A 17,642-nucleotide genomic window follows, 5' to 3' on the forward strand; every position below is an offset into this window, starting at 1 on the left:
TTTTTGCTCAGCTGTTTTTTAATTCGGCGATGATTTCAAATGATCTCATTCTGTCGGCATGCTCAAAGCTTTCTGAATTCACCATGATTTCATCCGCCTGTGTTGTCCGGATGAAGCTTTCCAGCTTCTCCTTCACACGCTCCGGTCCGCCGACGATCGTTGAACTGAGCTGTTCATTGACCATCGCTTTTTCATACGGCGACCAGATTTGATCCATGTCTTCAACAGGAGGCTTCAGCTGGTTCGGCGTGCCGCGGACGAGGTCTAAAAATCTTTGATAATGCGATGTTGCCAGATGCTCCGCCTTTTCATCCGTATCGGCGGCAATGACGGTGACGCCGACCATCGCGTACGGTTTATCCAGTACATCTGACGGACGGAAGGAGCTGCGGTACAGCTCAAGGGCGGGCACGGTGTTTTTCGGTGAAAAGTGAGCCGCAAAGGCGAACGGAAGCCCGAGCTCTCCCGCAAGACGCGCGCTGAAGCCGCTTGAGCCCAGAAGCCAGATCGGCACGTCCAGCCCTTCGCCCGGAATGGCGCGGACTAGATTGCGCACATTGCCTGACGGTTTGAAGTAATTTCTCAATTCTTCAAGCTGCTCCGGGAAATCCTCCCCGCTGTTTATGTTTCTTCTTAAGGCCCTCGCCGTTAATTGGTCGGTACCCGGCGCACGCCCGAGTCCGAGGTCAATCCGCCCTGGATATAACGTTTCAAGGGTTCCGAATTGCTCCGCGATTATAAGTGACGAATGATTCGGCAGCATAATACCCCCAGAACCGACGCGGATTTTTTTCGTGCCGCCGGCGATGTGGCCGATCAGCACCGCTGTTGCCGAGCTGGCAACGCCTTCTATATTATGATGCTCCGCAAGCCAATAGCGGTTATAGCCCCACTCCTCGGCGCGGCGCGCTAAATCCATGCTGTTGCGGAACGATTCAGCAACCGTTCCTCCCTGTACGACCGGCGATAAATTCAATACGGAAAACGCAGTATCTTTCAATGTATGTTCAGCCATCGTTTTCTCCTTTGCGGTTTAGTGTAAGCAGATCTTAAACAAGGTCTCTCCACACACCTTACCACAGCTTTTCCCGTGAGTTAAACAATTTGATTCGATGATCTTCGAACAATCAGTCAGCGGCGGTTTTCTTACGGATGAACAGCTCCTCGGCGACATCAATAAAAAGCTTGGCGGCAAGTGATGCGTCTTTCATGGAAGGAACCGCCAGCTGCACCTCCCTGAATACATCCGGCGCAAACTCTTTAATCACCACTTCTTCCGGGAGGGGATTGCCGGCCATGGACATATCGGATAAGATTGCCATGCCCAACCCCTCCCGCACCATATTGATGGACGTGCTGACATTAAACACGGTAAAGGCCGCGCAAAGTTCGGCACCGGCTTGTTTAAACAGGCCTGCAAAAGGTGACGTGTAACCGCCTTCGCAAACCACCATCGGTTCACCGTCCAGATCTTTTATCGTTACGGTTGAGCGTGCGGCGAGAGGATGATCTTTATGCATAACCGCTGCCATTTTGTCTTTTTTCAGCAGAAAGTAATCCATATCCTCTGTCGGGAACAGCAGAATGCCCGCGTCAATCATCCGGGATTGCAGCCATTCTTTTACTTCGTCCGCCGTTCCTTCATGAAGCACCAGTTCAAGCTTCGGATACCGTTTTTTAAACACGCTGATCAGCTTTGGAATGAAATAAGCGGAAGCGGCCGGAAATGTGCCGATGTGAATCGTTCCCTGTTCAAGACCTCTTTCCGCGGCCGCCAGCTGCTCGGCTTTTTCTATGCCTTTGAGCACCTCTCTGATATGGACGAGAATTTTTCCGCCCGTGTCCGTGAGCCTTACGCCGTTGCGGCGCTCGCGGATGATCAGCTTGATGCCGAGCTCTGACTCAAGCGCAGAGATGGCATGGCTGACGGCGGGCTGCGTCATATTCAGCGCCTGCCCCGCTTTTGTAAAGCTTCCCGTTTCAGCGATTTGAACAAAAACCCGCAGTTGTGTAATCGTCATAACGTTTTACTTATGCTCCTTATAAAAAAGATTCATTTTATTTATCTTACTGATTACCGTATCATATGATGGAATTGTTCTACAAGGAGTGAACGACGTGAAACAGCTTTCGAAAATACAGACGGCTCTTATGCTGGCGTTTCTAGTCACGGTATGGGGAATTAACTGGCCGCTGACAAAGGCCGCGCTTGCCTATTCGCCGCCTCTTCTGTTTGCCGGAATCCGCACGCTGATCGGCGGACTTCTATTATTAATGGTGGCGCTGCCCCGTTTTAAAAAGCTGCGTTTTAAAGAAACGTGGCCGATCTATCTTATTTCTGCCATTTTAAATATTACTTTATTTTACGGCCTGCAAACGGTCGGCTTGAATTACCTGCCTGCCGGCCTATTTTCAGCCATCGTGTTTTTCCAGCCGGTGTTAATGGGCGTTTTTTCTTGGCTGTGGCTCGGGGAATCGATGTATCCTTTAAAAATAGCCGGTCTTATTCTGGGCTTTGCCGGTGTCGCCGTCATCAGCGCAGCCGGTTTCGGAGGCCATATTTCCATCGCCGGCATTCTTTTGGCCTTAGGCTCTGCGGTCAGCTGGGCGCTCGGCACGGTATATGTGAAAAGAACGGGCGGACGCGCGGATTCTATCTGGATGGTCGCTCTTCAGCTTCTGATCGGCGGCGTGCTGCTTGTCAGCTCCGGCCATTTTTCAGAAAGCTTTTCAGCGATTCAATGGAAAGCTCCGTTCATTCTGAGCCTTCTGTTCATTTCAGTTTTTGTTATCGCGCTCGGCTGGCTCGCCTTTTTTACGCTTGTCGGTTCAGGGGAAGCAAGCAAGGTTGCCTCTTACACCTTCCTGATCCCGCTCATATCCATTGTCGTCAGCTCGATATTCCTGCATGAGCCGCTTACCGTCAGCCTTTTAGCCGGACTGCTTCTGATCGTCACAAGCATTTGTTTTGTGAATATAACACCGAAAAAACTGAAAACACCTGCTCTGGCCGCAGAAAAAAAGGCCGTTCATTAAAAAAACTCTTGCCGCGGGGCAAGAGTTTTTTTATTTATTGACGTCTCCCTTTCACAAGATACGCAGCCGTAATGAGGAGATAGATGGCCGCAGTGATGCATGTGATGACGATGGATGTCGTCGCAATTACGCCGATCAGGATGGCCAAAAGCGCAAGCACCGCGAACCATGTCGTGTATGGGAACCATTTGACGTAATAAGCCGGCTGTTCTGTTGAATGTTTTCTTGATTTCAAATGGGCGAAGCCGATAATCAGCCAGATGAACAGCACCGTATAGCCGAGTGAACCCATCAAATAATTAAACGTCCGGCTTCCTGCGAATAAAGAAATCAGGACGCCTACATATAAAAATGACGTACAAGTCAGAATCGCATAGACGGGAACCTTTTTCTTCGATAGTTTTGAAAAAACTTTCGGCACCCGGCCGTCAGAAGCCTGCGTAAACAAGACGCGGGATGATCCGTACAGTCCCGAATTCATAGACGAGATAATCGCAAGAAGAATGACGGCATTCATAATATGGTCGGCACCCGGAATTCCGATCATCTTAAATACTATGACAAACGGGCTTTCGGGAACGCTGTTGACTTGATTCCAAGGAATCAGGCTGGCGATGATGAAGAACGGCAGCAAGTAAAAAGCGACAATCCGCGTTAACGTGCTTCGGACAGCTTTCGGGATCACCTTTTCGGGATTTTTTGTCTCCGCCAGCGTGACGCCGATGATTTCCGTTCCGCCGTATGAGTAGATCACGACGAGCATCGCCGTAATGACGCCCCCCGCTCCATGCGGGAAAAATCCTCCGTGATCCGTTAAATGAGACAGCCCCGGCGCCGTGTGATTGCCGAATGAGAAAAATAAAAGCAGAATCCCGCATAAAATAAAGATGACAATCACTGTAATTTTAATAAGCGCGAGCCAGTACTCCGTCTCGGCAAACAGTTTCACAGAAAGCATGTTTACGACCGTCACCACGATGGAAATGATCAGAGCCAGTATCCATATCGGACATTCCGGCAGCCAATATTGAATGAAAATGGCGGCTACGACCGCCTCCGCGGCAATATTGAGCACCCACATTTTCCAATAGATCCAATCTAAAAAGTATGCAGCGTACGATCCGAGCGACTGCTGAACCAAATCACGGAACGTCCTTGCATGTTTGTTTCTGACTGCCATTTCGGCCAGCCCTTGCATAATAAATAGCAGAATGATTCCGCCGAGGAGGTAGGCCAGCAGCACGGACGGCCCCGCCTCATCAATCGCCGTGCTGCTGCCTTTAAAGAGCCCGGCCCCGATCGCGCCTCCAAGCGCCATCATCATAATGTGTCTGGACGACATCGTCCGTTTTAACGTTTGCTTGTCCTTTTCCATCTATCACACGCCCTCTCGCAAAAAGTGTTCATCACATAAAAAAGCACGCCGCCTCTTTAGGAAAAGAGACGGCGTGCCTCAGGCAGCCGCGGTACCACTCTTGTTGATCCCGAATATCCGGAATCCAGCTTAAAAACCTTTTAACGAAGGTCAGCCGTTAGGACATAGGGAATATTCCGACAATTCCGTTCCGCCCTGCCACTTCCGGGCGAGTTCAAAGAACAATCAGTCCGCGTTGCACCAACCCGCGGCTCTCTTTTTTTGACTGGATTCTTTTACTGCTCCCGTTCACAGTGTTTTATGTTAAATGAATCTCTTGAGTTTTTATTTTCTGAATATAGTATCATAATATACAGTCTTCTATTTTCAAAGTCAATACTAATTTTTGCCGCCTATTGTCCTACCCGGTGATTCGGAAATTTCAGCTGAAATCCGGACACAAGGCTTTGCTTTCCGGGCGCCGCGCTTTCCGCTTTCACCTTTGTGTTTGCGTATAAAAACAGCGCAAGCGCAATGCCGAATGATATGACGAGAATCCATACTTTTTTCATTCAGGTGCCTCCTCACTTTCTATCATCGGCGGCTTTTTCTCTTTTTTTATATACAAAATTGAAAAAACAATTTTAAAATTCTGTTTTCCTTATATTGAAACTTGCTTTATCATAAAAGTATGCGTTTACATTCGAGTAGGGAGGTTATAGCATGACCCCTGTGAATTCAAGCAGCATCGGGAAGATTCAGGCGGCCAGCAAAGGTTTGTCGCCAAAATTGAGAGCGATTGCAGACCATATCGTGAAGGAACCGAAAGACGTGGTTCACCTTTCCATCATTCAGCTGGCGGAAAAAACGAAAAGCTCTGAAGCGACGATTTTCAGGCTGTGCAAACGGCTCGGTTTTTCCGGCTATCAGGATTTAAAAATCGCGCTTGCTCAGGAGATCGTTCAGGAGCCGGTGCAGCACATTCATGAAGAAATGAGCCCCGACGACGATATCGAAGTCATCATCCAGAAAGTTTTCCGCACAAACATTTCCGGTCTGACCGATACCTTTCATTTATTAGATCCGGCCGACGTTGAAAAAGCGGTAGAAATGATCCACCGCGCAGACAGAATCGAATTTTACGGAAACGGCGGTTCCGGGCTGATCGCCACTGACGCGTATCACAAATTTATGCGTACGGGTATAAATTGCATCGCACACACGGATTCTCACTTTCAGGCGATGTCAGCGGGTCTTCTCGGTCCCGAAAGCGCAGTCATCGGCATTTCTCATTCGGGAAGCAATAAGGACGTGCTTGACGCGGTGAAAATGGCCAAATCGCTCGGCGCTGGCACGATCGGCATTACAAGCTACCAAAAGTCGCCGCTCACCCAGATTTCCGACGTGGTGCTGTATACGTCAACAAGGGAGACGGCTTTCAGAACGGAAGCAATGTCCGCAAGGCTTGCCCAGCTGTCGGTCATTGATACACTGTATTTCGCCACGGCCCGGCTGCGGCAGGAGAAAACGCTCGCCAACTTGCAGCAAATCAGAAAAATGATCGCGCACAAACGTTTGTAATCGCTTTCTGAATATTTATTTTTCAAAAGAGAGAATGCCGATACAGCGGGAATTGAGGCAATTTTATGAAAAAAATTTTCTTCTTCATCGTTGATTTATAAAAAAATTATTCCTATAATTGACTTTGTAAGGGCATACATTATCAATCTATCTTATTATTCAATCAGATTAGGCGGGATATATTATGAAGGAAACCCAAGCTGTTATCGGTCTGGATATCGGCACAACCAGTACGAAAGCCGTTCTGTTCGGACCAAGAGGCAAAGTGTTAGCCAAGCATTCGGTTCACTATGATTTAATACAGCCAAAGCCGGCATGGGCCGAGCAGGATCCTGAGCACATTTTGGAAGCGGTTATCGGAAGCATCAGGGGAGCCGTCACAAAGGCCGGACTGAGTCCTGACAATCTGCTTGCAATCGGCATCAGCACCGCCATGCACTCATTGATAGCTGTCGATCAAAACGGCGGCCTGCTGACCAAAAGCATCATTTGGGCGGACAACCGCAGCGCCGAGCAATCAAAACGGATTTTAAAAGAGATGAACGGTTTTGATATTTATAAAAGAACGGGTACGCCGATTCACCCGATGTCTCCGCTTTCCAAAATTGTCTGGATGAAAGAACAGGACAAGGAGACATTCGCGAAAACCGCCAAATTCATCAGTATGAAAGAATATATTCTGCACGAGTTTTTCGGAACTTATGTCGTCGATTATTCGATCGCTTCGGCAACGGGGCTGTTCCGTTTAGATACGCTTTCCTGGGATGAAGAAGCGCTCCGGATTGCCGGAATCCGGGAAGATCAGCTGTCGGACATCGTGCCGACCACTCATCAGCTGCGCGGCCTTGCGCCGGAAATCGCTGCACGGATGGGCATTCATGCGGATACACCGTTTATTATCGGCGCAAATGACGGCGTGCTCGCCAACCTTGGAGTCGGCGCGATCGGCAAAGGCGAAGTGGCCGTTACGATCGGAACGAGCGGAGCCGTGCGTTCGGTGACGGATGCGCCGATTACGGATGAAAAAGCGCGGACATTCTGTTACGCGCTGACTGACAAGCATTGGGTCATCGGAGGCCCGACGAATAACGGAGGCATTATGCTGCGCTGGCTTCGAGACGAATTCGCTTCTCCGGAAGTCGAAACGGCGAAGCGGCTCGGCATTGATCCGTACGATTTAATGATTGATATCGCTGATAAAGTGCCCGCAGGCTCTGAGGGATTGCTGTTTCTGCCGTTTTTATCAGGGGAGCGCGCGCCGTTTTGGAATCCGAATGCCCGCGGAACGTTTTTCGGCATCAGCCTCCGCCATAAACGGGAGCATTTTATCAGAGCGGTGCTGGAAGGCGTCATCATGAGCGTCTTTTCAATCGGTGTCGCACTGAGAGATTTGGCGGGCCCCGCAAAAGACGTGCGGGCTTCAGGAGGATTTGCGAGATCGCCGCTTTGGAGGCAGATTTTGTCCGATACGATGGGACGGGAAGTCCTCGTTCCGGAAAGTTACGAAGCCTCGGCGCTCGGAGCGGCCGTTCTCGCTTTGCACAGCCTTGGCGAAATGGAACGGATCGAGGATGTTCAGGACTGGATCAGAATTTCTCACCGTCATGAACCGAACGTCAAAAACAGCGAAACATATATTGAGCTGTTTTACTTATACGAGCGGCTGTATGACAAGCTCAAAGATGAATTTGACGTCATCAGTGAATTTCAGCTCAAACAAAGCCGTTAATTCTTCTTTGAAAGGGTGAAAAGGTCATGTTACTGTTTATTGTCATTGCCGCTATTATCGTTTTACTCTTATTGATTACGGTCGCTAAATTAAATCCGTTTATCAGTCTTTTGATTACATCCATCCTTGTCGGTTTCGCAACGGGCATGAATCTGCCGGACATTATCGCTTCGATGAAAACCGGGCTCGGCAATACGCTGTCGCTGCTTGCGATCGTGCTGGCCCTCGGTACGATGCTCGGAAAAATGATGGCTGAATCAGGCGGTGCGGAGCGTATCGCCCACACCCTGATCGGCCGCTTCGGCAAAAAGAAAGTGCATTGGGCGATGATGGCCGTCGCTTTTATCGTCGGCATCCCGGTCTTTTTCCAGGTCGGTTTCGTCCTGCTCGTGCCGCTTTTGTTTACGATTGCGATTGAAACCGGCGTTTCATTAGTGACGATCGGGATTCCGCTCCTTGCGGGACTTTCCGTCGTGCACGGATTGGTTCCGCCCCACCCGGCGGCGATGGCGGCTGTCGGCATTTATCACGCCAATGTCGGAAAAACGATTTTGTTTTCTTTAATCGTCGGCATTCCGACTGCCATCATCGCGGGGCCGCTTTACGGAAAATGGATTGGTAAGCGCATTCATAAACCCGTTCCCGAACTGTTGAAAAAACAATTTATTGAACGGAATGAAAAACGCAAGCTTCCGGGATTCGCAAATACATTGTTTACGATATTGGTACCGGTGATCCTGATGCTTATGGCAACGCTTGCCGAAATTGCGCTTCCGGAAAAAAGCGCGCTCTATGAAACTTTTAAATTTATCGGCGACCCTGTCACGGCGCTTTTGATCGCCACGGTGTACTCCTTTTTCAGCCTTGGTTTTTATCAGGGCTTTGACAGAGAAAGCATTTTAAAATTCAGCAATGACTGTCTCGGACCGATCGCTTCCATTCTGCTTGTGATCGGAGCCGGCGGCGCTTTTAACAACGTCCTGATTGATTCAGGCGTCGGCACGTATATTGCTGACATTGCGAAGCATTCAAGCTTCTCTCCCGTTCTTTTAAGCTGGACGATCGCAGCGGTCATCCGTGTCGCCACAGGTTCAGCGACTGTCGCCATGATGACGGCGGCCGGCATTGTTGCACCGATTGCATCTGTCATGCCGGGCGTCAGCAGTGAGCTTCTCGTTTTGGCAACGGGAGCGGGCTCTTTGATTCTGTCACATGTCAATGACTCCGGTTTCTGGCTCATTAAAGAGTATTTCGGAATGACAGTAAAAGAAACATTCCTGACATGGACGGCGATGGAAACGATTATTTCTGTCAGTGCGATCTGTTTTATCATGATTATTAACGCGTTTATATAAAAACAAACCCCGGCCGAAAACCGGGGTTTGCCTTTTTTATCGGTCATTCACAAGGATATAAGCGGCTTTAACGGGTCCGTGGACGCCGACAACCAAATCCATTTCGATATCGGCCGAGTTGCTCGGTCCAGTAATATAGTTGATGCAGGAAGGAACGGTGACGCCGTCTCTGATCTGCTGTTTCAGTATATCGCTGGCCTGTGTCATTCTCGGCACAATGGAAGATTTCGGGATGATTGCGATATAGGTGGTCGGAAGCAGGCTGACAGAACGGCCGGCATGCTCTGACGCATACAAAACGACGGTGGCTGATTCTGCAAGCGTAATCTCGCTGAATGTGATGCCCACATTCGCTTGTTCCGCTTTTTCAATATTTTTCGCTCCTTGTTCCGCGTCCCATTCCCAAACTGGAATCCCTTCATCCGGCCACTCTTCTGTCATAAGGGTCTGCAAGCCGTACGTTTCAAACCGGCTGTCCTTCGGAATGATGACAGGCCCTCCTTCAAAGCGGTTCACCTGCGTGCGCAAAGCGTCGTAAAGCCCGGCTGCATCCGTTTCGATCAGTTCGGTATGAATGTTGACGCAGTGGTCTTTCAGCATCGTGACAAGATCGTCTTCCGTACAGTCCGCATGCGTTTGATATTGAGGCTGATACTTCCATTCAGGCAGGGACACGCCTGATTTCCTGCGCTCTCTGCCCAGACTTTCGGCGATCCGGTTTAAAAAGGATTCCTGATGTGTAACCGTCCCTTTCATCATCATTCTTCCCCCTTTTGTTTTTCCCGGTCTTTAAACCAATCTCTGAATCTCGATTTATGCGGCGCCGGGAAATCCCGTATTGCCGTCCATTCTTTTAACGGCCCCGGCCCTTTTGATATTTTGTCATCTTCCGTAAACGGCGTCATGGCGGCAGGCGCCCATTTCGATCCCATTTTATAAAGGGACGGGGATGACGAGCCGAGCCCGAAGGCTTTCATCGCCAGTTTTTCGCTGATCGGCGCTTTGCCCTCTTTTTCCACGATGTTCTGCCGATGCTTGAGCAGCAGCTCGTGCAGCGGAATTTTAACGGGACATGCTTCCGTACAGGCCGCGCATAAGGAAGATGCGTACGGGAGCTCCTTGTATTCGTCATATCCGCCGAGAAGAGGCGATAAGACGGCGCCGATCGGACCCGAATAGATGGACCCGTACGAGTGTCCGCCGACATGCCGGTACACGGGACAGACGTTGATGCAGGCGGCGCAGCGGATACATTGCAGCACCGATTGGAATTCCGTGCCGAGTATGCGGGAACGCCCGTTGTCCACAACCACAAGGTGGAATTCCTCAGGCCCGTCAGCTTCTCCTTGCTGACGAGGTCCCGTCAGCGCCGTAATGTAACTTGTAAGCCGCTGGCCGACCGCGCTTCTCGTCAGCATGCTGACAAGCACTTCAAACTCAGAAAATGACGGAACGATCCGCTCCATTCCCATCACGGTGATCTGCGTCTTCGGCAGCGCGGACACAAGGCGGCCGTTTCCTTCGTTCGTCACGAGACTGACCGATCCGGTATCCGCGATTGCAAAGTTGCAGCCTGTAATGCCGACATCCGCTTCGAGAAATTTTTTCCGGAGAACGCTGCGCGCGTGCATGACGAGCTCTTCCGGTTTTTCCGTCTGTTTGTATTCGAGTCTCTCTTTAAACACGTCACGGATCTGCTCTTTGTTTTTGTGAAGAGCGGGAGCAACGATATGTGACGGCGGATCGTGGTCGTCAATCTGGAGAATGTATTCGCCGAGATCCGTTTCTGTGACTTCACAGCCCTCTTCCTCAAGCACTTCGTTCATATTGATTTCTTCTGTTACCATGGATTTGGATTTTACGATTTTTTTGGCGTTTTTCTGCCGGATGACATCGCGGATATAGGAGGACGCTTCTTCCGCCGTTTCGGCGAAAAAGACGTGTCCGCCTCTGTTGGCGACGTTTTCGGCGAGCTGTTCCAAATAGAAATCAAGATTGTCCAGCACATGCTGTCTGATTTCTTCCGCATGGGAACGCCAATCCTCCCAGTTTCCCAATTCCTCGGCCGCCTGAAGCCTTCTTGTCCTGAGCCGTTCCTGCGCACCGGAGACGGCTCCTCTCATAAACTCATTATCTATTCCTTCTGATACCCGCTCTTTAAAAGCGGCGGTACCGATTTTCATCGCCATGATTTTCCCCCCTTGTTGTTTCTCGTGTTATCTGCTGTTCAGCACTTCGGCGATGTGCATGACTCTGACGTTTTTATCCTTACGGTCAAGACGCCCTCCGATATTCATCAGACATCCGCAATCCGCCCCGATCAGCACCTCGGCCTCCGTGTCTTCCACGCAGGCGACCTTCTCATCCACCATTTGTTCAGAGATTTGCGCCATTTTCACAGAAAACGTTCCTCCGAATCCGCAGCATTGGTGCTTTCCGGGAAGCGCGGTCAGCTCGAGCCCCTTGACATGGCGCAAAAGCTTCATCGGCTCCTCCGACACGCCGAGCAGCCTCGTCATGTGGCACGATGTATGGACTGTCGCTTTTTTTTGCAGCACCGCCCCGACATCCTCCACCCCGAGAACGTTGACGATAAAATCTGTTAACTCATATGTTTTGTCCGCAAGCTGCTGCGCTTTTGCCGCCCACTTCGGATCATCCTGAAACAGATGCGGATATTCACGGAACATCGTCGTACAGGAACCTGACGGACTGACGACGTACTCCGCTTCTTCAAACGCGGCAATCATCCGCTTCATCGCTTTTTTCGCATCCGTCACATACCCGCTGTTGTATGCGGGCTGCCCGCAGCAAATCTGCCCCTCGGGAAAATCCACCTCACACCCGAGCCGTTCCAGCACCTCAACCGTCGCCTTTCCGACATTGGTCTGGAACATATCCACAAGGCACGTGACAAATAATGAGACTTTCATGATGAACCCCTCTTTCATCCTCAATATGTGATCCGGTCATCTGATGACCTGTTTTTGGGAAAGCTCTATGAATATCCTACACTATTCTGAATATGGATTGGAAGGTTTTTCTGAAAAATCCTTTCGCCTGATGTGCTGAAGGGGACAAAAAAAGAGAAGCCCGAAAGCTCCTCATGCTGCTCTACATCCCGTTTTCCAGCAGGCGTCCCAGTTTTTGCACACCCTCTTTTATCGCGGCTTTACCGGCATAACTGAACGACAGGCGAAGATATTCCGCACCGTCTTCCTGATGCAGAAAAAAATATTTTCCGGGGACATAGGAAACGCCGTGAGAAAGAGCCCTCGCCAGCATTGCGGATGTACCCGCCCCAGGCGCTTTCACCCATACAAAGTAACCGCCTTCAGGCACGTGCCAGGATGCGGATTCCGGAAGATATCGCGCTGATGCGGCGAGCAAAACGTCACGTTTGCTTCGATATGCTTCCCGCAAGGCGGCGAGCCGTTCTTCCACATTCGTTTGTTCCAGATAGACGGCGGTCACCGCTTGGGAAAACGGGTGGCCTAAGTCTTTTTTTAACCATGACAATGCCGTGATGAATGCGGCGTCCCCTGCAATCCAGCCGATCCTCATACCCGGGGCGATGACTTTTGATAATGAACCGGCGTACAGCACCCGGCCGTTTTGATCCATAGCTTTCAAAGGCGGCGGAATATCAGTGAATCCGAGCTCACCGTATGCATCATCCTCCAAGATGAGAAAATCATACGCTTCGGCAAGTTGAAGCAGGCGGGTTCTCCGCTTCGCTGACATTACGGTTCCCGCAGGATTCTGAAAAGCGGGTATCGTGTAGAGAAGACGGGGAATCAGAAGCCCTTTTCGTTTTCTTTCCTCAAGCATGAACGCTAATGTTTCTGTTTGCAGGCCCTCTTGATCTGTCGGAATGCTCATGATATGCGGTGTGTAATTTTTAAAAATCTCGAGCGCTTCCATATAGACCGGAGCTTCAACGGCAGCGGCGGTTTGTTCATCGAGGAAAACCCGGGCTGCCAGATCTATCGCCTGACAGGCGCCTGACGTCACGAGCAGCTCATCGTCCCGACAGTGAATGCCGCGGGTGGCTAACCGTTCTTGAATCTGCTTTTTTAAAACGGCCGTCCTCGGGCTTCCCATATAATGCAGCGGCAGATCGCGCTCCTCATCCAGAAGGTGGGCGGCGGCTTCTTTCAGCTCCTTATCAGGAACGAGTGCGGGATCGGGATAGCCGGAATGCAGGGGGATGCACGCTTTCGGAACTGCCGGCATCCATTCCCCGGGAGGATCGTTTGTCAGAGCTTTCTTTACATGGTCAGAAAAAAAAGATTCGGCCTGCATGTGATGTTATCCCCTTTCACAAGTCAGCTTCTATACATTTTCTTCAAAATAAGCCCCCAGCACTTCTTCCACATTCGTCAGATGCGCCGTCATCGCCGCTTCCGCTTCATCCGCGTCTCCGGCGGCGACGGCGCTGTAAATGCGTTCATGCTCTTCATACAATCGCTGCACGCTCGTTCGTTTAGAAAACAGCCAAATTTTTCTCGTTTCTCTCATTGTTTCCAAAAGGAGCGCGGAGACATGATTCATGAGATGCTTGAGCAGCCCGTTTTGTGATGCTTCCGCCAGCGCCATGTGAAAGGAGAAATCCGCTTTTTCGCCCAATTCTTCGTCTCCGTCAATGCCTTTCATCTCCAGGAGAGCTTGGCGGATTTTTTGTAAATCGTCTTCGGTGCGTTTTTCAGCGGCCATGGCGGCGACGCCGAGTTCAAGCAGCTTTCTGACTTCGAGCAGCTGTTTGACGTCCTCTTTTTTCATCAAGAGGGCGGAAGAAAGCGGCTGGGAAACATGAGACGGCTCAAATTCTCTTATGTATGTGCCTTCTCCCTGCTTCATGTCGACGAGCCCCATCGCTTTCAAAGCCGACAGCGCTTCTCTGACCGCCGAGCGGCTGACCTGAAAACTCTCAGAAAGCGCCTGAACGGAATCAAGCTTTTCACCCGGCTTAAGCTCGCCCGCTTTTATCTTCTCCAGCAATGCGTCAGCGACTTCTTCGTAGATTTTTTTCGTTTTAATTTGTTTATATTTCAACGCGATCACCCCGTCACTTGTGAATCTTGATGTTTATCGTCTATTATACTTCTTTTTTCGCACCGCCGACAGGTTCAGACAATTTGTTCAAGAAAAGTATTGTACTTTCAAAACTTTCAAAATATAATGCTAATTAACCCGGTCATCAGATGACCTTATCATAAAAAGTAATCGCTCACATGACATAAGGAGGGGTTTTTTAGGGATGCAATGGACACAGGGGTACGCTCCTTTAGGGGGAAATTTGCTTTTATCGGCAGCTTGCGCGCTCGTGCCGATTATCTTCTTTTTTTGGGCGCTTGCGGTGAAACGGATGAAGGGGTACATCGCGGGGCTTTTCACGTTAGCCGTTTCACTTTTAATCGCTGTATTTGTTTACGGCATGCCGGCGGAAAAAGCGGTGATGTCCGCTTCTCAGGGAGCGGTGTACGGGCTGCTTCCGATCGGCTGGATTATCGTCACATCGGTCTTTCTGTATAAAATCACCGTGAAAACGGGACAGTTTGAGATTATCCGGAGTTCGGTGCTCTCAATTACAGATGATCGGCGTTTGCAGGCGCTGCTCATCGCCTTTTCATTCGGGGCGTTTTTAGAAGGCGCCGCCGGTTTCGGCGCTCCCGTCGCGATCTCGGCCGCTTTGCTCGTCGGACTTGGTTTTCAGCCGCTGTATGCGGCGGGGATTTGCCTGATTGCCAATACGGCGCCCGTTGCCTTCGGTGCGATCGGCATTCCGATTACCGCTGTCGAAGGTCCGACCGGGATACCGGCAATGGAAATTTCTCAAATGGTCGGCCGGCAGCTTCCGTTTTTATCCGTCTTTATTCCGCTTTACTTAATCATTTTGATGAGCGGGTTTAAAAAGGCTTTTGAGATATGGCCGGCCATTCTTGTTTCCGGCGTCTCCTTTGCGGCCGTGCAGTACGCAAGCTCGAATTTTTTAGGGCCTGAGCTGCCGGATGTGCTGTCGGCGCTTGTTTCCATGGCCGCGCTCGCTGTGTTTTTGAAATTTTGGAAACCGAAAACGGCCTTTCGTTTCGCGGCAGAACGGGAATCAGCAGCGGCCGCTGACCGGGCGCCGATCAAGTACGGGGGCGCCGCGGTGTTTAAAGCGTGGTCTCCTTTCCTTCTTCTGACGGCCATGATATCCGTCTGGGGGATTCCCGGCGTGAAGGCTGCCTTAACCGGTCATTACGAAGGAACGTCAATGTGGCTTTCCTGGCTGAATGCAGCCGGGCGTGCATTGACCTTCACGCCTCCCGTACCATTTGTAAATCAGCAGATTCTTCAGGCGGACGGCACGCCGATTGAAGCCGTGTACAAACTTGAGCTTTTCGGTTCAGCGGGAACGGCGATTCTGATTGCCGCCGTCATCTCCAAGTTCGCCCTCGGCATGTCGTGGAAGACATGGGGCGAAGCGTTTATAGAGACGGTGAAAGAGTTAACGCTTCCGGTCGTCACCATTGTTTCTGTTGTCGGCTTTGCTTATGTGACGAATGCTTCCGGCATGAGCACGACACTCGGTCTTGCGCTTGCCATGACAGGCGCGATGTTTACCTTTTTTTCGCCGGTGCTCGGCTGGCTCGGCGTATTTATTACCGGCTCTGATACGTCGGCCAACCTATTGTTCGGCGGATTGCAAAAGGTAACGGCGCTCTCTGTTGGGATGGACCCGGTTCTCTCCGTCGCCGCCAATTCATCGGGCGGTGTCACCGGAAAAATGATTTCTCCGCAATCCATTGCGGTTGCCTGTGCCGCTGTCGGTCTGGCGGGCAAGGAAGCCGATCTTTTCCGCTTTACGATTAAGCACAGTCTGTTTTTGCTTCTGCTCGTCTGTCTCATTACATTTTTACAGCATCATCTGTTTTCATGGATGATCCCGTAACACGGAGAACCTCCCCGGGGTTTGGCTCGGGGAGGTTTCAGCTGTACCGTTTTCTCGCCGATGACGGCGGAATATTTAATTGGTCACGGTATTTGGCGACGGTGCGCCTTGAGATTCGGATGTCATATTGTTCATGCAGCAGATCGGCAAGCTTTTGGTCTGAAAAAGGTTTCTTTTTATCTTCTTTATGGACCAATTCCTCCAGATGCGCTTTTACGGCATAATTGGAGGCGCCGCCGTCCCCCGATGATTCAGCTTTCGCCGAGAAAAATGTTTTCATTTCATACAGTCCGTACGGCGTCTGAACGTACTTCCCTTTGATGGCCCGGCTGATCGTTGATTCGTGGAGCTCCAGCGTTTCCGCCACCTCTCTTAAGGTCAGCGGCTGCATTCCGCTTTTTCCTGTGAGAAAAAAGGATTCCTGCCGTTCAGTCAGGACGCCGATAATTCTCGTGATCGTTTGTTTTCTTTGCGACAAAGCCCGGTTCAGCCAGCGCCATTCCTGATATTTTGCCGACAGATAATTTTTCGTGTCACGGCACCCGGCAGCTGACAAGAGCGGCTGATAATGGGTATGAAGCTGGATGTCAGGAAACGAACGGCTGTTGAGCCGCGCTTGAATGATGCCGTTTTTCACTGTGATGAAAATATCCGGTTCCACGTAAAAACCCGGCTCCTCATGCGCATAACGGAGCCCCGGCCTCGGATCAAGGGCGCTGATCATGTCAGCGATGTCCTGAATGTCTTTAAGCGGAATGCCCGTTTTTGTTGTAAGCGCTTTCCAGTTCTTTCTTGCAAATAGCTCAAAATAGGCTTCGGCAATCCATTCCGCCTGTTCGTTCCGCTCAGGAAGACGGCGGAGCTGAAGAAGGATGCATTCCTGCAAAGACCGGGCGCCGATTCCCGCGGGCTCAAGGGATTGAAGCTTTTTCAGAACCGCTTCCGTCTCCTCTTGTGAAGCGGATACATGGTCGGCGGCAGCTGGTATGTCCTCTTTTAAATATCCGTTTGAGTCCAATGAATGTATCAGATAATTGAAAATCTTTTTCTCATCATCGGACAGCTTCATGTCTAAGGCTTGCTGTTTGAGCGAATCCTGCAGCGTTTTGCGGGTATGTCTGATCTGCTGGCTTCCGTCCCGTTCTTTCATCCTGTTTTTATTTGTTTTATGGTAAGATAGTGGCGGCGTGTCTGTTTCCTTTCGTTCAATCAGAGGGTTTTCCAGTGAGAGCTCATCAATATATCCGGCCAGTTCCGCGGAATTGTATCCGAGTAATGTGATAGCCTGTTTAAGCTCTTGCGTTAATTGAGGCTTTAACATTTGTGTTTGCTGAAGTTTGATATCCATCATGCTCACTCCCCTTTTTTCATTGTACATGATTGGTTTCATACCGTATATACTTATTAAAAGGAGTTGCTTTATAGATGTCAGAACTTTTTTCTGTTCCTTATTTTATTGAAAACTTTACACAGCACATTGAAATGAATCCGAATGAAGACCGAATTCATGCGATGAACAGCTATTACCGCTCCGTCGTCTCAACCCTTGTTCAGGATCAGCTGACGAAAAACTCGGTTGTGCTCAAAAGAATTCAGCATTTGGATGAGGCGTACAACAAAGTAAAACGCGGAGAAACAAAATAAACCTTC

General features: G+C 50.2%; 16 protein-coding genes and 1 other annotated feature. Of the genes, 6 read left to right on the plus strand and 10 right to left on the minus strand.

Annotated elements, in window-relative coordinates:
- Positions 1-7: 7 nt before the first annotated feature.
- Both U2H13_RS16460 and U2H13_RS16465 read right to left on the minus strand, forming a co-directional pair.
- Positions 8-1,015, minus strand: a complete 1,008-nt coding sequence (locus U2H13_RS16460) for an LLM class flavin-dependent oxidoreductase (protein WP_014418913.1) — start codon at positions 1,013-1,015, stop codon at positions 8-10.
- 112 nt (positions 1,016-1,127) lie between these two features.
- Entirely contained in the window at positions 1,128-2,021 is an 894-nt protein-coding gene (locus tag U2H13_RS16465; RefSeq protein ID WP_053285139.1) for a LysR family transcriptional regulator, read from the minus strand.
- Between the two features lie 97 nt (positions 2,022-2,118).
- Here U2H13_RS16465 and U2H13_RS16470 point away from each other — a divergent pair, with 97 nt between their 5' ends.
- Positions 2,119-3,036 (plus strand): DMT family transporter, encoded by a 918-nt coding sequence (locus tag U2H13_RS16470; protein ID WP_003151595.1) that lies wholly within the window; start codon positions 2,119-2,121, stop codon positions 3,034-3,036.
- Between the two features lie 34 nt (positions 3,037-3,070).
- Here the strand turns inward: U2H13_RS16470 and U2H13_RS16475 are convergent, their stop codons facing one another.
- On the minus strand, positions 3,071-4,411 hold the full coding sequence (locus U2H13_RS16475; protein ID WP_376700540.1) for an amino acid permease: 1,341 nt from the start codon (positions 4,409-4,411) through the stop codon (positions 3,071-3,073).
- A gap of 61 nt (positions 4,412-4,472) precedes the next feature.
- Positions 4,473-4,712: a binding site (T-box leader), on the minus strand.
- A 91-nt stretch (positions 4,713-4,803) separates the two neighbouring features.
- Positions 4,804-4,962 (minus strand): hypothetical protein, encoded by a 159-nt coding sequence (locus U2H13_RS16480; protein ID WP_014418916.1) that lies wholly within the window; start codon positions 4,960-4,962, stop codon positions 4,804-4,806.
- 151 nt (positions 4,963-5,113) lie between these two features.
- On the opposite strand from U2H13_RS16480, the gene U2H13_RS16485 reads away from it, so the two are divergent.
- The 3 genes from U2H13_RS16485 (at position 5,114) to U2H13_RS16495 (ending at position 9,055) form a co-directional block, all read left to right on the plus strand.
- Positions 5,114-5,971: a MurR/RpiR family transcriptional regulator gene (locus U2H13_RS16485; RefSeq protein WP_017418881.1), complete on the plus strand. Its 858-nt coding sequence runs from the start codon at positions 5,114-5,116 to the stop codon at positions 5,969-5,971.
- Positions 5,972-6,155: 184 nt separating this feature from the next.
- Positions 6,156-7,700: a gluconokinase gene (gntK, locus tag U2H13_RS16490; RefSeq protein ID WP_017418880.1), complete on the plus strand. Its 1,545-nt coding sequence runs from the start codon at positions 6,156-6,158 to the stop codon at positions 7,698-7,700.
- Positions 7,701-7,726: 26 nt separating this feature from the next.
- Positions 7,727-9,055 carry a GntP family permease gene (locus U2H13_RS16495; RefSeq protein ID WP_014418918.1) on the plus strand — a complete coding sequence of 443 codons (1,329 nt, stop codon included), beginning with the start codon at positions 7,727-7,729 and terminating at the stop codon, positions 9,053-9,055.
- Between the two features lie 36 nt (positions 9,056-9,091).
- Here U2H13_RS16495 and U2H13_RS16500 read toward each other — a convergent pair whose 3' ends face one another.
- From U2H13_RS16500 to U2H13_RS16520, 5 genes are all read right to left on the minus strand, one after another.
- Positions 9,092-9,814, minus strand: a complete 723-nt coding sequence (locus U2H13_RS16500) for a lactate utilization protein C (RefSeq protein WP_025649302.1) — start codon at positions 9,812-9,814, stop codon at positions 9,092-9,094.
- A complete protein-coding gene (locus tag U2H13_RS16505) occupies positions 9,814-11,244 on the minus strand; it encodes a LutB/LldF family L-lactate oxidation iron-sulfur protein (RefSeq protein ID WP_007407375.1) in 1,431 nt (476 codons plus the stop codon). The genes U2H13_RS16500 and U2H13_RS16505 overlap by 1 nt, the downstream gene beginning before the upstream one ends.
- 27 nt (positions 11,245-11,271) lie before the next feature.
- Positions 11,272-11,988: a (Fe-S)-binding protein gene (locus tag U2H13_RS16510; protein ID WP_014418920.1), complete on the minus strand. Its 717-nt coding sequence runs from the start codon at positions 11,986-11,988 to the stop codon at positions 11,272-11,274.
- A gap of 181 nt (positions 11,989-12,169) precedes the next feature.
- A complete protein-coding gene (locus U2H13_RS16515; RefSeq protein ID WP_103526610.1) occupies positions 12,170-13,360 on the minus strand; it encodes a PLP-dependent aminotransferase family protein in 1,191 nt (396 codons plus the stop codon).
- A 30-nt stretch (positions 13,361-13,390) separates the two neighbouring features.
- Positions 13,391-14,110: a FadR/GntR family transcriptional regulator gene (locus U2H13_RS16520; RefSeq protein ID WP_021495225.1), complete on the minus strand. Its 720-nt coding sequence runs from the start codon at positions 14,108-14,110 to the stop codon at positions 13,391-13,393.
- A 205-nt stretch (positions 14,111-14,315) separates the two neighbouring features.
- Here U2H13_RS16520 and lutP point away from each other — a divergent pair, with 205 nt between their 5' ends.
- A complete protein-coding gene (gene lutP, locus U2H13_RS16525; RefSeq protein ID WP_021495226.1) occupies positions 14,316-15,992 on the plus strand; it encodes an L-lactate permease LutP in 1,677 nt (558 codons plus the stop codon).
- A gap of 37 nt (positions 15,993-16,029) precedes the next feature.
- Here the strand turns inward: lutP and rpoN are convergent, their stop codons facing one another.
- Positions 16,030-17,340, minus strand: coding sequence for an RNA polymerase factor sigma-54 (rpoN, locus tag U2H13_RS16530; RefSeq protein WP_031304540.1), 1,311 nt, complete (start codon positions 17,338-17,340; stop codon positions 16,030-16,032).
- A 77-nt stretch (positions 17,341-17,417) separates the two neighbouring features.
- Here rpoN and yvfG point away from each other — a divergent pair, with 77 nt between their 5' ends.
- Positions 17,418-17,636 (plus strand): protein YvfG, encoded by a 219-nt coding sequence (gene yvfG / locus U2H13_RS16535; RefSeq protein WP_003151570.1) that lies wholly within the window; start codon positions 17,418-17,420, stop codon positions 17,634-17,636.
- The last annotated feature ends 6 nt before the right edge of the window (positions 17,637-17,642 follow it).

Origin of the sequence: Bacillus sp. A1, assembly GCF_042296235.1 — a bacterium.
GTDB lineage: Bacteria > Bacillota > Bacilli > Bacillales > Bacillaceae > Bacillus > Bacillus velezensis.

Coding starts and splice junctions, on each gene's coding strand:
- U2H13_RS16460 (WP_014418913.1), bottom strand. CDS start 1,015: ATGGCTGAACATACATTGAAAGATACTGCGTTTTCCGTATTGAATTTA.
- U2H13_RS16465 (WP_053285139.1), bottom strand. CDS start 2,021: ATGACGATTACACAACTGCGGGTTTTTGTTCAAATCGCTGAAACGGGA.
- U2H13_RS16475 (WP_376700540.1), bottom strand. CDS start 4,411: ATGGAAAAGGACAAGCAAACGTTAAAACGGACGATGTCGTCCAGACAC.
- U2H13_RS16480 (WP_014418916.1), bottom strand. CDS start 4,962: ATGAAAAAAGTATGGATTCTCGTCATATCATTCGGCATTGCGCTTGCG.
- U2H13_RS16485 (WP_017418881.1), top strand. CDS start 5,114: ATGACCCCTGTGAATTCAAGCAGCATCGGGAAGATTCAGGCGGCCAGC.
- gntK (WP_017418880.1), top strand. CDS start 6,156: ATGAAGGAAACCCAAGCTGTTATCGGTCTGGATATCGGCACAACCAGT.
- U2H13_RS16495 (WP_014418918.1), top strand. CDS start 7,727: ATGTTACTGTTTATTGTCATTGCCGCTATTATCGTTTTACTCTTATTG.
- U2H13_RS16500 (WP_025649302.1), bottom strand. CDS start 9,814: ATGATGAAAGGGACGGTTACACATCAGGAATCCTTTTTAAACCGGATC.
- U2H13_RS16505 (WP_007407375.1), bottom strand. CDS start 11,244: ATGGCGATGAAAATCGGTACCGCCGCTTTTAAAGAGCGGGTATCAGAA.
- U2H13_RS16510 (WP_014418920.1), bottom strand. CDS start 11,988: ATGAAAGTCTCATTATTTGTCACGTGCCTTGTGGATATGTTCCAGACC.
- U2H13_RS16515 (WP_103526610.1), bottom strand. CDS start 13,360: ATGCAGGCCGAATCTTTTTTTTCTGACCATGTAAAGAAAGCTCTGACA.
- lutP (WP_021495226.1), top strand. CDS start 14,316: ATGCAATGGACACAGGGGTACGCTCCTTTAGGGGGAAATTTGCTTTTA.
- rpoN (WP_031304540.1), bottom strand. CDS start 17,340: ATGGATATCAAACTTCAGCAAACACAAATGTTAAAGCCTCAATTAACG.
- yvfG (WP_003151570.1), top strand. CDS start 17,418: ATGTCAGAACTTTTTTCTGTTCCTTATTTTATTGAAAACTTTACACAG.